Genomic DNA, 14,980 nt, shown 5'->3' on the forward strand with positions numbered 1-14,980 from the left:
CCCCGGGGCGTCTCACGGGTGTCTCAGTCGCCGTCGGCCAGGTCCTTGAAGTAGCGCGCCACCGGCCAGCGCTGGAAGCCGAGCCCCTCGTAGGTGGCGCGGGCCGGGGCGTGCCCCAGGTCCCCGCCGGTCTCCACCATCACCATGGCCATCCCGGCGGCCCGGGCCCGCTCCATGGAGTGGTTCATGAGGGCACGGCCAATGCCGTGACGCTGGTAGTCGGGGTCGACGACGACGATATAGACCTCCCCCATCCTGTCCTCGGGATGCAGACGGGTGCACACCCAGCCCACCGGGCGACCGTCGAGGACGGCGACGTCGACGCCGTCGGGCTCGCCGTCGAGGACCTCGGCAAGATCGGAGAACTGTCGCTGCCGCCAGCCCTCGGGGTAGAAGGAGCGGTAGACGAAGGCGGGCACGTCCTGCTCCATGAGTGGGAAGACTGGAGCCCAGGCGCGCAGGGACAGGTCCAGCAGCGCCTGACGCTGCTCCGGCCGGTACGCAACGATCTCAACCATGCCGAAATCCTACGGCGCTCCCCACAGTTACACCGGGTCCCCGCCGGTCATTACGCCGACGGGGACCCAGTAGCTCAGGACCGCTGAAGGACCTCAGCCGAAGATATCGAGCAGCGGGAGCTCGGGGGTCTGAAGGACCGCGGCGTAGTCCTGCGCCCGGCGGGCGATGGCCTCATCGGTGATCTCCAGCGCGCCCACCGACAGGAAGGGCACCGCGTACTTGGTGCCGATGACTCGCGAGGTTCCCTGCATGGGCCGCAGGAACTCGTGGATCGTGTAGATGTGCGCGCCCTCGCGGCCGTAGGCGCTGCCGGCGCCGCCGACGCTGACGGCCAGGAGCAGCTCCTTGCCGTGCAGGGCCGTGCCGGTCGAGCCGTAGGCCCAGCCGAAGGTGAGGACGTCGTCGAGCCACTTCTTGAGCAGGGGCGGGCAGGAGAGCCAGTACATGGGGTACTGCAGCACGATGCGGTCGGCGCCCAGCAGAGCCGCCTGCTCGGTGGCCACATCGATGTTGAAGTCGGGGTAGATGTCGTACATGTAGCGCACGGTGATGTTGCCACCGAGCGACTCCGCCGCAGCCCCCAGGGCCTTGTTGACCCGGGACTCGGAGATGTTGGGGTGGAAGACGAGTACGAGAGTGTTCACGGAGGACTCCCTGGTGTCGTTGGACTGTGAGGCGGGGGATGGCCCCCGTGAGGCGCCGGTGCTCCCGGCGCCGGACAGGACGTCGCTCAGGCTGGAGAAGCCGCCGATGATGACCTCCAGCTTGGGAGCCATCGCACCGCGGTCCAGCCAGGACTCCTTGGGGCGGAAGGGGACGCGATCGGCGTCGTCGCCACTGTGCAGCTCATTGGGCCCACGCATGCCCAGGGCGGCATTCGAGTCGCCGAAGCGCTCGTCCCACATGCGGGTGGCGACGTCGATGCCGCGCTCGCTCCGGCCCGAATGACGGTCGGACTCGACGGTCTCGGCCATGGCGACCGCCTGCTGGTGGGCGGTCAGAACCGTCGAGAGGGTGTAGTTGAGCGCTAGGTAGGCGTCCTCGCTGCGCAGGCCACCGGAGACGAGAGCGTTGTGGGCGCGTTTGGCCACGGACATGAAGGGCACGTAGGCCCAGGCCAGGTTGATGAGGGTGTGGTCCAGGCCGGGATGGGCGTCGAGCACGTCCCACAGCGAGTCGGAGAGCCGACGCAGGTAGTCCTGCCAGCTCAGGCCGGTGGGGGGCAGTGTGGCGTCGGCGGACACTCGCTCCAGGCAAGCCACGAGCAGGTCGTCACGAGAGCTGACGGTGCGTCCCAGATCAACCGTGCTCACCCCGAGCCGACGCGCCACCTTGCCCATCGTGAACCGGTCCACACCGATCTCAAGGGCCGCTGTGACGACGTCATCCCTGGTAAAACCGGCATTATGCTGCATTGAGCCTCCCGGGTTGGGTCATGCCCGTCAGCGTAACGAACCAATAACGGGCCGCCAAATCGAAGGCACCTATCCGTGCGATGACCGACACCGTTCTTCCGCAATATAACGAGAAAAACCCACCTCTCGCCCACACCTCCACCGCACCTCTGACGTCACCTGGAATCTCACGGCGAGATAACGACTCGGCACGCGCCGGGCGGTCTGCCGGGTGGCGCGCCCGACGACGGTGGGGTCTCGCCGAGCCCGCTCCCCCGTTACCGTGGTGCCATGAGCGAGACTCCCCGCCCACAGCGCCCAGTCTTTCCGGAACCGCCCGCGGCGCCCTCACCGGCAGCGGCGCCCCCCGCGCCGACGGCACCCCCGGCCAAGCAGCGGCGCTGGCGCGATGACCTGCACCTGGCGCACACGATCGCCAACAAGGTGGACAGCCTCACCCTGGCCCGTTTCGATGCCGGCAACTTCACCGTGGAGACCAAGTCGGACCTCACACCGGTCACCGAGGCCGACAAGGAGGCCGAGCGCGTCATCCGCGAGCAGCTGGGGCGGGCGCGCGGGCGCGACTCCGTCCTGGGTGAGGAGCTGCCCACCACCGGGCACTCCTCGCGTCAGTGGGTCATCGACCCGATCGACGGGACCAAGAACTTCGTGCGGGGCGTACCGGTGTGGGCCACGCTCATCGGCCTCATCGAGGACGGCCAGTGCGTCGTCGGGCTGGTCTCGGCCCCCGCGCTGGGGAGGCGCTGGTGGGCCGTGTCCGGCGGCGGGGCCTGGACCGGGCGCTCCCTGAGCTCGGCGCGGCGACTGTCGGTGTCCGGCGTCGACGACCTCACCCGGGCCTCGATGTCCTACTCCTCGCTGTCGGGGTGGGCTCAGACCAAGCGACTGCGCGGGATGCTGGGGCTCATGCAGTCGTGCTGGCGCACCCGCGCCTACGGGGACTTCTGGTCCTACATGCTCGTGGCCGAGGGCGCCGTCGACCTGGCCGCCGAGCCCGAGCTCGAGCTCTACGACATGGCGGCGCTCGTGCCCGTGGTCACCGAGGCGGGCGGACGCTTCACCTCCCTGGACGGCGAGCCCGGACCCTTCGGGGGCAATGCCGTGGCCACGAACTCGCTGCTGCACGACGTCGCCCTGCACCACCTGAGCGCCGAGACGGACTGAGCCGGCCCGCTTGAGCCGCAACCCCATCTGCTGGACACTAGTGCGCCCCGAAGTTATAAAAGATCTAAAAGATCTAAAACGCGCAAAAGTGGAGACGATCACACATGGCCAACCCCTTCAAACCGACAGCGGGCGCAACGCCTCCGTTGCTTGTTGGCCGCAACCGCGTCATTGAGGAGTTTCTGGAAAGCCTCGACGACGGCCCCGGAGCGCCTGGGCTCTTGGAACTCATCACTGGCGCCAGGGGCGTCGGGAAGACCGTCATGCTCACCGCTCTGGGAGACTCGGCACGAGAGCGCGGCTGGGTAGTCGTTGATGAGACCGCACGCGAGGGCCTCATGGACCGACTCGCCGCCGAGTTCACTCGCCAGCTGTCACAGCTCGCCGGCAAGGAGCGCTCACGGTTGACCTCCTTGAGCCTGAGCACACCGCTTGGTGGCGGTAGCGCAACACTCGAGCACGCACCCACTCCTGAGCCCTCCTGGCGGCAGAAGGCGCGAGCACTGACCCAGTGGCTCGCGGAACACGGCACCGGTCTGCTGCTCACGATCGACGAAGTACACGCCATTCCGCGCGAGGAGCTGCGAGCGCTGTCCGCAGAGGTACAGCACCTCATTCGTGAGGGGGCTCCTATCGGCCTGCTCATGGCAGGCCTCCCCAAGGCCGTTGAGGAGCTCCTCAATGACGACATCACCACCTTCCTGCGCCGGGCCGAGCGGATCGAGCTCGGCGAGGTGGCCATCGATGACGTCTGCGAGGCCCTGAAGTCGACCTTCGACGCGGGCGAGAAGGCGTTGAGCAACGACCTGGCTCAGGAGTGCGCGAACGCGACCGGCGGCTACCCATTCATGATCCAGCTCGTGGGGTATCAGGTGTGGAAACACAGCGGCGATGGCCCAGTGACCCAGCCAGCAGTCGCAGCAGGAACGACCGCCGCCCGACTGCGCCTCGGCAACCTGGTGCACGCTCCGGCGCTGCGCGACCTGTCCGACGTCGACCGCACGATGCTCGTGTGCATGGCCAAGGACGACGGCCCGTCACAGATCGCCGACATCGCCGAACGCATGGACCGCCCTGTCAACTACGTGTCGGTCTACCGCAACCGGCTGCTCGCCGCCGGAATCATCAAGACTGCCGGCTACGGCAAGGTTGACTTCGCCGCCCCCTATCTGCGCGAGTACCTGCGCGAGCACGCAGCGCACCTCGTCATGGAGTGAGTCGCAACCGCCGACCGACACCCCTCAGCCACACGCGGAGGTCGCAAGGGCTGGACTTGTCACGCATCCGACGTTATAAAAGGGATACAAACTGATATGCGGCCGCAGAGTTGGGCCTTTGCCCCGGTGTCGCCGCGCGGCTGAACCGCCACCGCTGCGGCGGGTACCACAGTGACCCGGCCGTTTCCCCACCTCGTGCGCCGGTAACCTGCCGTGAGTCCACTATCCATCCACCCCAGGAGTCCCTTTGAACTGGCTGCACGCCATCCTCCTCGGCATCGTCGAGGGCATCACCGAGTTCCTCCCGGTGTCCTCCACCGGCCACCTCAACATCGTCGAGAAGCTCCTCGGCTACGAGATCAACTCCGCCGGCATGACCGCCTTCACCGCCGTCATCCAGGTCGGTGCGATCATCGCCGCCATCATCTACTTCTGGGCCGACATCGTCCGCATCGTCACCGCCTGGTTCAAGGGCCTGAGCAACCAGCAAGCCCGCCAGGACCCCGACTACACGCTCGGCTGGGGCATCATCCTGGGATCGATCCCGGTGGCCGCCGTCGGACTGCTGTTCAAGGACTTCATCGAGGGGCCGGTCCGCTCCCTGTGGGTGATCGCCGGGGCCCTCATCATCTGGTCGGGGGCCATGTGGCTGGCCGACCACCAGCAGAACCTCACCAAGGGCATGAAGGACGTAACCGTCAAGGACGCCCTCATCATCGGCGCATTCCAGGCTCTGGCCCCGGTGTTCCCCGGCATCTCCCGCTCCGGGGCGACGATCTCCGCCGGCCTCTTCCTCAAGTTCGACCGGGTGACGGCCACGCGCCTGTCCTTCTACATGGGTATCCCGTCCCTGGTCGCGGCCGGACTGCTGGAGGCCGCAACGGAGGCCAGCACCATCAGCAACACCGTGGGCTGGACGCCCACCATCATCGCAACCGTCGTCTCCGGCGTCGTCGCCTACGCAACCATCGCCTGGCTGCTGCGCTTCGTGTCCTCCAACAAGTTCACGTCCTTCCTCGTCTACCGCGTGCTGCTGGGCCTCATCATCATCGCCCTGGTCTCCGCCGGCACCATCGCCGCCTGACGGAGCCCTTGCCGCCGATCTCAGTTCACCTCCGCCGGCATTCTTCACGTGGGGCAACGGATTCTTCCGTTGCCCCACGTGATTTCTGTGCTCCTCAGCATCGAGATCCGACGCCGCACGAATCCTGTTCCAGCGTTGTCGTCCGCTTGTACGATAGGCGGCGCGGCCACCCCCTGGGGTAAGCGCAGACTCACGAGCCGCTGAGGACGTCGGGGAGATTCGTAGCATGACCACACGACACCCATCCGCTTCTCCTACGCCAATTCGCTTCGGCAGTCGCCCGACGGTCGCCACAGGTTTCGTCAGGCGGAAGGGACAGGATGAGCTCTTCGAGGCCGTCTTCACTCGCGCCGAGCCTCGCACAGTGCTGACGGGGATGCGCGGAAGCGGTAAGACTCGGCTGGCCGCTGCGATTGCGGCCAGGTGCGAGGAGGAGGACTGGCCCCTAGTTGCGTGGATTCATGCGGCCTCACGTAAGGAGATCCTTGCCGGTCTCTACGAGTTCGCACTGCGCATCGGTATCGACGCACCGAAGAACATCCCTCTGGAGGTCATTGTTCAGCGCCTCCTGGATCGGCTGCGCTCAGCAGAGGCGGCGGACCGGCTCTTCGTCTTCGACAACGTGGAGAATCCCGACGACCTGAGGGACCTCATCCCCGACGGTGCTGGAGTTCGGACCCTCATCACCACCACGGGTCATCTCGACTGGGACGGCCTGGGGTGGCTGCGGTTGGCGGTGGGCGCCTTCGATCGGGAGCAGTCGGTCTCCCTCCTGTGCGAGCACACTGGCGACACTCACCGCGAAGCTGCTGACCGGATCGCGGATGCGCTGGGCGACGTGCCTGTCGCCATTACCCAAGCCGCCGCGACAGCACAACAGGGTGGATACGCCTTATCCGGCTACCTTGACAGGCTCAGTCATCACCCGCTCGAGTCACGCATCAGTCACCTCGAGGGTGCCAACTACCCCGACGCCGTCGGCATCGCACTGCTCATGGCCTATGAACAGGTCTTGGAGCAGCTCAGAACCGAGCATCCTCAGCAGGCGAGGATCGCCGTATCGCTCCTCGGCGCACTGTCCCTTCTGGCTGCTTCCGGAGTGCCGACTCACTGGCTCTTGAGGCTCGACGGCGACTCCGATGCAGTACGCGACACTCTGTCTGTTCTGAAGAGTGCTTCCGTCATCCAAGAATCCAGCGACGGCGACAAGACCATTATTCCCTGGCTCCAGGGACACGTGTACCGGGAAACCTACCTGAATGACCAGAAGAAGCTCGGTGAGGTGCGTAGGTGCGCTGCAACACTTCTCGGCGGGATTGACGTAGACCGCCTAGAGGATGGTGAACAGCGGCGAGACGAGACCCACCATCTCATCGAGCAGTTTCTCTCAGTCACATCACAGGACTACTCTCAGTCATTGTTTTCTGAGCCACAGGTGTCTTCAAAGCTCGCCGAGACACTGCACGACGCGACCAGCCTTGGGATGTCGCAGCTGGCCCTTGGTCTCGCTGACTCCGTGACCCAGGCATGCGAAGCCTTGGGCCCCGACCACCCCGACACCCTGGCGTCACGCAACAGTCTCGCCGGCTCCTACCGAGATGCGGGCAGGCTCGATAAAGCCATCGCCCTGTACGAGCAGATCCTCGAGGACTCCATCCGCGTCCTGGGTCTCGACCATCCCCGCACCCTGACCTCACGTTTCGACCTCGCCGGCACCTACCGGGCAGCCGGCAGGCTCGAGGAGGCCATCACCCTGTACGAGCAGGTTTTCAGCGGCCGCAGCCGCGTCTTGGGCCCCGACCACCGCAGCACCCTCACCGCGCGTGACCATCTCGCCGACACCTACTGGGAAGCGGGCAGACTCGACGAGGCCATCACCCTGAAGGAGCAGATCCTCGCAGACGCCATGCGCATCATGGGCCCCAACAGCCCCGACACCCTCACCGCACGCAACCAGCTTGCCGGCGCTTACCGGGATGCGGGCAGGCTCGACGAAGCCGTCAACATGCTCAAGCAGAACCTCGACGACGTCGCTCGCACCCTGGGCCTCGACCATCCCGACACCCTCACCGCACGCAACCGACTCGCTGTCGCCTACCGGGATGCTGGCAGGCTCAACGAGGCAATCCCCCTCTTCGAGCAGAACCTCACCGACGTCGCTCGCACCCTGGGCCTCGACCACCCTGGAACCTTGGCTTCACGCCACAGCCTCGCCGGCGCCTACCGGGATGCTGGCAGGCTCGACGAGGCCATCCCCCTGTTGGAGCAGAACCTCACCGACTTCATCCGCATCATGGGCCTCGACCACCCTGAAACCTTGGCCTCACGCCACAGCCTCGCCGGCGCCTACCGGGATGCTGGCAGACTGGACGAGACCATCACCCTGTTTGAGCAGAACCTCACCGACTTCATCCGCATTCTGGGTCCCGACCGCCCCGACACCTTCACCTCGCGTAGCACGCTCGCCGGCGCCTACCGGGAAGCGGGCAGGCTCGACGAGGCAATCCCCCTGTACGAGCAGAACCTCGAGGACCGCACCCGCACTCTGGGACCTGCTCACCCCATCACTCTCACCTCGCGCAGCAACCTCGCCGGCGCCTATCGCGCCGCTGGAAGAATTGAGGATGCGGAGAAGCTCTTCGAGGCGCCGTAAGAACTCTGCTCCTGCCCCGTTGAGCACTTATACGATAGCGGCATGGCCGATCCCCTCTCCCTCGCTGTCCTGTCTGCCAGCATCACCGGGCTGCTCATGCGCGGAGCCGCTGTGGCCGTTGATCCTTCGTGGAGCAGCGCGGCGTCGCTGCCAAGCGATGCCCTTAACGCGTGGCGCAGCATATGGAGCCTGATGCACGGTCGAGGTGGACAGGAGAATCCGCTGGAAGCGTCCATCAAGTCTCAACTTCAGAAGCAGGTGGATGCCGCCGGCGAGCGGCACGAGCGGACCGGAGTCGCTCAATCCGCCCTGGCTGGAGCCGTCACCGAGATGGAGGTGGCACTGAAGGAACTCAGCAGGGACGACGACGCAGTCATTGAGGCAGTGCGGTTCCCGGATCACTTCGAGAGGTACCTCCGACGGCGTACGGCTGGCCGCCGCCAGAACGTCGAGGCGGCAGCCGAGTCCTTCTTCGATGACCTGACACGCATCGTCGCCGACGAGTTCATCCATCTCGCACCAGGCTCATGCGGTTTCGATATCGCCGCATTCAAGCAGCTACTCACAGGCCGGGATCAGCTTATTGCCGGGCAGAATCAACTGCTGAAGGGACAAGCAGAGACTAACGCATTACTAGAGGCTATGGATACGGATATTAAGGAGATCCATAGCGCGGTCACTCGAAACCATTCCGCCTTGCCCACACGGATTCGCTTCGGCAGCCGCCCCAGGGTCACCGCAGGCTTCGTCAAACGAGAGGAACAGGACAAGCTCTTCGAGGCTGTCCTTACCTGCGCCGAGCCTCGTACAGTGCTGACGGGGATGAGAGGGAGCGGCAAGACTCAGCTGGCAGCCACGGTTGCGACGAGGTGCGAGGAGGAGGGTTGGCCTTTAGTCGCGTGGATCGATGCGGATTCACGCGATAGACTCATTACAAATCTCTACAATCTCGCACTGCAGGCAGGCATCGAAGCGCCGAAGGATGTTCCTCCAGAGACTATTGTTCAGCGATTCCTGGATCAGCTGCGCTCAGCAGATGCGGAGGACCGCCTTTTCGTCTTCGACAACGTGGAGAATCTCGATGACCTAAAGGGTCTCGCTCCCGAGGGCGACGGAGCACGGATCATCATCACGACCACACGCCACCTTGACTGGGATAGTTTGGGATGGTTTCTGTTGACGGTCGGCGTCTTTAAACGAGAGCAATCGATCGCTCTTCTCTGCGAACGCAATGGCGACACTGATCGCGATGCGGCAGACCAGATCGCGGAGGCGCTTGGCGATCTCCCTGTCGCCGTAACCCAAGCAGCCGCGACAGCAAAATGGGGTGGATACACCTTATCCGGCTACCTTAACATGCTGAGAAATCACCCACTCGACTCAAGTATCAGCCGCTTCGAGGGCGATGACTACCCAGACGCCGTCGGTATCGTACTATTCATGGCATACGAACAAGCCATGGAGCAGATCAGAACCAAACATCCTCAGCAGGAGAAGATCGCTATATCACTCCTTGGTACACTGTCTCTCCTGGCTGCTTCCGGAGTACCAACTCATTGGCTTCTAGCAGTCAACAACGACTCCGACACAGTTCGCGACACCCTGTCATTCCTGAAGAGATCATCCATCCTTCAAGAGTCCACCGACGGCAACAAGATCATCATTCACCGCCTTCAAGGGCAAGTTTACCGCGAAACCTACCTGAGCGAACCAGGGAAATTTAACGAAGCATGCACATACGGAACAACTATCCTCAACAAGATTGACATAGACCAACTAACTAATTTTGAACAGCAGCGACAGGAAACACGTAATCTCGTCGAACAAATAGGTGCCATCACACTTCAAGGCCACTCTCATCCATTATTCTCCAACCCGAATTTTATCGCATCACTCGCAACGACATTGCGAAATGCAACCGACCTTGGAATGCCACAGCTGGCCCTTACTCTCACTGACTCTGTCACTAAGGCGGTATACACCCTGGGCCCCGATCACTCCGACACTCTGTCCTCACGCAACAACCTCGCCAACGCCTACCAGGACGCCGGCAAACTTGAGGAAGCCATCACCCTATATGAGCAGAATCTCAAGGACTTCGAAAACCTACTGGGCCCCGACCACCCCGAAACCCTGACCTCACGCAACAACCTCGCCAACGCCTACCAGGACGCCGGCAGGCTCAACGAAGCCATCGAACTACTCCAGCAGAGCCTCACCGACCACACCCACATCCTCGGCCCCAACCACCCCAACACCCTGCTCTCACGCAACAACCTCGCCAACGCCTACCAGGACGCCGGCAGGCTCAACGAAGCCATCGTCCTGTACGAACAGGCTCTCACCGACAGCACCCACATCCTCGGCCCCAACCACCTCTACACTCTGGCCGCCCAGAGCAATCTTGCCAATGCCTATCGGGACTCTGGCAGGCTTGACAAAGCCATCGAACTACTCCAGCAGAGCCTCACCGACCGCACCCGCATCCTCGGCCTCGAGCACCCCGACACCTTGCTCTCACGCAGTAACCTCGCGGGCGCCTATCTGGAGTCTGGCAGGCTTGACAAAGCCATCGCCCTGTACGAACAGGCCCTCACCGACCGCACCCGCATCCTCGGCCTCGAGCACCCCGACACCTTGCTCTCACGCAGTAACCTCGCGGGCGCCTATCTGGAGTCTGGCAGGCTTGACAAAGCCATCGAACTACTCCAACAGACCCTCGAGGACCACACCCGCATCCTCGGCCCCAGCCACCCCAACACTCTCATCTCACGCAACAACCTTGCCAACGCCTACCAAGCCACAGGCAGACTCGACGACGCCATCTACCTGCATCATCAGAACCTCGACGACCGCACCCGCATCCTGGGACCCCACCACCCCCACACCTTCGCCTCACGCAACAACCTCGCCTACGCCTACCAAGACGTGGGTAGGCTCGACGAAGCCATCCCCCTGCTCGAGCAGAGCCTCAAAGACTGCACCCGCATCCTGGGCTCCCACCACCCCGACACCCTCACCTCACGCAATAACCTCGCCAGCGCCTACTGGCACGCGGGCAGGCTCGACAAGGCCATCACCCTGCTAGTGCAGAACCTCGACGACCGCATCCGCATCCTGGGCCCCGATCACCCCGACACCCTCACCTCACGCAATAACCTCGCCCACACCTACCTCGACGCCGACAGACTCGAGGAGGCCATCACCCTGCTAGAGCAGAACTTCACCGACTGCTCCCGCATCCTGGGCCCCCTCCACCCCCACACCCTCAACACACGCCACAACCTCGCCTACGCCTACCAGACAGCGGGCAGGCTCCACGAGGCCATCCCCCAATACGAGCAAAACCTCAAAGACAGCACCCGCATCCTGGGCCCCGACCACCCCGACACCCTCACCGCACGCCACAACCTCGCTGAGGCCTATCGCGCCGCAGGAAGAATTGAGGACGCGGAGAAACTCTTCGAGACGCCGCCGGACTCAGAGGAGGACGAGCAGGACAGCACCGAGGACAACGCGGACCAGGAGACCGATAGCTGACCGCCGCAGGGCGCCGTTATTGATGTCGGTGGGCTGTGAGACAGTGTCGGCATGCGGATTCTCCACACCTCCGACTGGCACCTGGGGCGCACCTTCCACGGGCGCGTGCTCGATGACGCGCACGCCGCCTTCGCCGACCACCTCGTCGAGCTCGTCACCGCCGAGTCAGTCAATGTCGTGAGAATTCTGTTTCGGCACCGCTGACCGCTTGTACGATAGCGGCATGGCTGATCCCCTCTCCCTCGCTGTCTTGTCTGCCCGCATCACCGGGCTGCTCATGCGTGGAGCCGCTGTGGCCGTTGATCCTTCATGGGGCAGCGCAGCGTCACTGCCTAACGAGGTCCTCAACACGTGGCGCAGCATGTGGGGCCTGCTGCAGGGGCGAGGAGCCGAGGAGAATCCGCTGGAGGCGTCCATCAAGGCCCGCCTTCAGAAGCAGGTGGATAACGCCAGCGAACGATACGAGCGGACCGCAGCCACTCAATCCGCCCTAGCAGGAGCCGTCACCGAGATGGAGGTGGCACTCAAGGAGCTCAGCGGGGACGACGCCACAGTCCTGGAGGCGGTGCGGTTGCCGGACAACTTCGAAACCTACCTCCGACGGCGAGCGGCTGGCCGTCGCCAAAACGTCGAGGCGGCAGCCGAGCCCTTCTTCGACGACCTGACCCGCATCGTCGCCGACGAGTTCATCCGTCTCGCGCCAGGCTCGCAGGCCTTTGACATCGCCGCGCTCAAGCAGCTGCTCGCAGGCCAGGAACAGCTGCTTGCCGGGCAAGAGCAACTGCTGGAGGGGCAGGCAGAGACTCACAAGAGCCAGGAACGGTTACTTGCCGGGCAGACACAGCTGTTAGACCAGCACACGAAGACTCACGAGCGGCTGGACAAGATTGTCGACAGCATCAACAACACTCGAAACACGCCCCCTCAATCGCAAAACGTCCCCAAACGGATTCGCTTCGGCAGCCGCCCCAGGGTCACTACAGGCTTCGTCGAGCGAGAAGGGCAGGACGAGCTCTTCAACGCCATCTTCACTCGCGCCGAGCCTCGTACGGTGCTGACGGGGATGCGAGGGAGCGGCAAGACTCAGCTGGCAGCCACGGTTGCGACGAGGTGCGAGGAGGAGGGTTGGCCTTTAGTCGCGTGGATCGATGCGGAGTCACGCGATGTGCTCATTGCAAATCTATACAACCTCGCACTGCAGACAGGTATCGATGCGCCAAAGGACATCCCTCCGGAGACTATTATTCGGCGCTTCCTGGATCAGCTGCGCTCAGCAAATGCGGCGGATCGCCTCTTCGTCTTCGACAACGTGGAGAATCTCGACGACCTGAGAGACCTTACCCCTGAGGGCAACGGAGTTCGAGCCCTCATCACCACGACGCGCCACCTTGACTGGAACAGTTTGGGATGGTCACCACTGGCAGTCGGCGTCTTTGATCGCGAGCAGTCGATCGCTCTTCTCTGCCAACGCACCGGTGACGCTCACCGAGATGCGGCCGACCAGATCGCAGAGGCGCTTGGCGATCTCCCTGTCGCCGTGACCCAAGCAGCTGCGACAGCACAACAGGGTGGATACACCTTATCCGGCTACCTTGACAGGCTAAGCAATCACCCACTCGACTCAAGTATCAGCCGCTTCGAGGGCGATGACTACCCAGACGCCATCGGCATCGCACTATTCATGGCGTACGAGCATGCCTTGGAGCAGATCAGAACCAAGCATCCTCAGCATGAGAGGAGCGCTGTATCACTTCTCGACGCATTGTCTCTCCTGGCAGCTTCCGGAGTACCGACTCACTGGCTTCTGAATCTCGACGATGACTCCGACGCAGTTCGAGACACCCTGTCATTCCTGAAGAGAGCATTAATTCTCCAAGAATCCATCGACAGCGACAAGACCATCATTCACCGCCTTCAGGGGAAAGTTTACCGCGAAACCTACCTGAGCAACCCAGAGAAACTCAGTGAGGCACGTTCATGCGCCACAATAGTTCTCAACGGAGTTGAAGTCACCCGATCGAACCTCTTCCAACAACGACAGGAAACTCGAAGCCTTGTTGAACAAATGCGCTCAATCACTTCACAAGACTACTCTTATTCGCTATTTTCTAATCCAGCTTTTGTTTTAACGCTCGCAACGACGCTACGGTACTCAACCAACCTTGGAATGTCACAACTGGCACTTACCCTCACTGATTCTGTCACTCAGGCGGGCTGCATCTTGGGACCAGATCACGCCAGCACCCTGGCCTCACGCAACAACCTCGCCTACGCCTACCAGGACGCGGGCAGACTCAACGAAGCCATCACCCTCTTCGAGAAGAACCTCAAAGACCTCACCCGCATTCTGGGCCCCGACCACCCCGGCACCCTGGCCTCACGCCATAACCTCGCCGGCGCCTACCGGGACGCGGGTCGGCTCGACGAAGCTATTGAACTGCACGAGCAAAACTTTGAGGAATCCGAACGCATTCTGGGCCCCGGCCACCCCGGCACCTTGGCCTCACGCAACAACCTCGCCGGCGCCTACCGGGAAGCGGGCAGGCTCAACGACGCCATCACCCTTCACAAGCAGAACCTCGAAGACCTCACCCACATCCTGGGCCCCGACCACCCAGACACCCTGGCCTCACGCAACAACCTCGCCTACGCCTACCAGGACGCGGGCAGACTCAACGACGCCATCACCCTTCACAAGCAGACCCTCGAAGACCGCACCCACATCCTGGGCCCCGACCACCCAGACACCCTGGCCTCACGCAACAACCTCGCCAGCGCCTACCAGGACGCGGGCAGACTCAACGACGCCATCACCCTGTACGAGCAGACCCTCGAAGACCGCTCCCACATCCTGGGACCCCACCACCCCGACACCCTCACCTCACGCAACAACCTCGCCAGCGCCTACCGGGACGCGGGCAGGCTCAACGACGCCATCACCCTTCACAAGCAGACCCTCGAAGACGCCGACCGAATCCTGGGACCCCACCACCCCAGCACCCTCACCTCACGCAACAACCTCGCCTACGCCTATCGAGCCGCAGGCAGGCTCAACGACGCCATCACCCTGCACCAGCAGAACCTCGAAGACGCCGACCGAATCCTGGGACCCCACCACCCCAGCACCCTCACCATACGCAACAACCTCGCCTACGCCTATCGAGCCGCAGGCAGGCTCAACGACGCCATCACCCTGCACCAGCAGAACCTCGAGGACTTCGAGAACCTCCTTGGCCCCAACCACCCCCTTACCCTGACCTCACGCAACAACCTCGCTGATGCCTATAGTGCCGCAGGTCGAGCTGAAGAGGCGGAAGCACTCCTGGAGACGCCGTCGGACTCAGAGGATGAGCAGGACGGCACCGAGGAAATCGGTAACTGACTGCGA

At 63.4% G+C, this 14,980-nt stretch carries 8 protein-coding genes and 1 pseudogene; 7 read left to right on the forward strand and 2 right to left on the reverse strand.

What is annotated here, in order from left to right; all coding sequences use genetic code 11:
- Window positions 1-23: 23 nt before the first annotated feature.
- Both JJJ14_RS09385 and JJJ14_RS12750 read right to left on the reverse strand, forming a co-directional pair.
- Complete coding sequence (locus JJJ14_RS09385; RefSeq protein WP_201443969.1) at window positions 24-518, reverse strand: GNAT family N-acetyltransferase; 495 nt, start codon at window positions 516-518, stop codon at window positions 24-26.
- 93 nt (window positions 519-611) lie between these two features.
- On the reverse strand, window positions 612-1,934 hold the full coding sequence (locus tag JJJ14_RS12750) for an NAD(P)H-dependent oxidoreductase (RefSeq protein WP_201443970.1): 1,323 nt from the start codon (window positions 1,932-1,934) through the stop codon (window positions 612-614).
- Window positions 1,935-2,204: 270 nt separating this feature from the next.
- On the opposite strand from JJJ14_RS12750, the gene hisN reads away from it, so the two are divergent.
- From hisN to JJJ14_RS09425, 7 genes and pseudogenes are all read left to right on the forward strand, one after another.
- Entirely contained in the window at window positions 2,205-3,098 is an 894-nt protein-coding gene (gene hisN / locus JJJ14_RS09395; RefSeq protein WP_060957515.1) for a histidinol-phosphatase, read from the forward strand.
- A gap of 104 nt (window positions 3,099-3,202) precedes the next feature.
- Window positions 3,203-4,315 carry an ATP-binding protein gene (locus tag JJJ14_RS09400; RefSeq protein ID WP_075373760.1) on the forward strand — a complete coding sequence of 371 codons (1,113 nt, stop codon included), beginning with the start codon at window positions 3,203-3,205 and terminating at the stop codon, window positions 4,313-4,315.
- Between the two features lie 247 nt (window positions 4,316-4,562).
- The gene (locus JJJ14_RS09405; protein WP_101558616.1) at window positions 4,563-5,399 is read left to right on the forward strand and encodes an undecaprenyl-diphosphate phosphatase; all 837 of its coding nucleotides are present in this window, start codon (window positions 4,563-4,565) and stop codon (window positions 5,397-5,399) included.
- A 226-nt stretch (window positions 5,400-5,625) separates the two neighbouring features.
- Entirely contained in the window at window positions 5,626-8,052 is a 2,427-nt protein-coding gene (locus JJJ14_RS09410) for a tetratricopeptide repeat protein (RefSeq protein WP_101558617.1), read from the forward strand.
- Between the two features lie 42 nt (window positions 8,053-8,094).
- Window positions 8,095-11,592, forward strand: coding sequence for a tetratricopeptide repeat protein (locus tag JJJ14_RS09415; protein WP_201443971.1), 3,498 nt, complete (start codon window positions 8,095-8,097; stop codon window positions 11,590-11,592).
- A 51-nt stretch (window positions 11,593-11,643) separates the two neighbouring features.
- Window positions 11,644-11,778, forward strand: a pseudogene (locus tag JJJ14_RS09420) (exonuclease SbcCD subunit D); the annotation flags it as partial.
- Between the two features lie 37 nt (window positions 11,779-11,815).
- The gene (locus tag JJJ14_RS09425) at window positions 11,816-14,974 is read left to right on the forward strand and encodes a tetratricopeptide repeat protein (RefSeq protein ID WP_201443972.1); all 3,159 of its coding nucleotides are present in this window, start codon (window positions 11,816-11,818) and stop codon (window positions 14,972-14,974) included.
- Window positions 14,975-14,980: the final 6 nt, after the last annotated feature.

This window comes from Actinomyces sp. HMT 175, from assembly GCF_016694895.1.
GTDB lineage: Bacteria > Actinomycetota > Actinomycetes > Actinomycetales > Actinomycetaceae > Actinomyces > Actinomyces oris.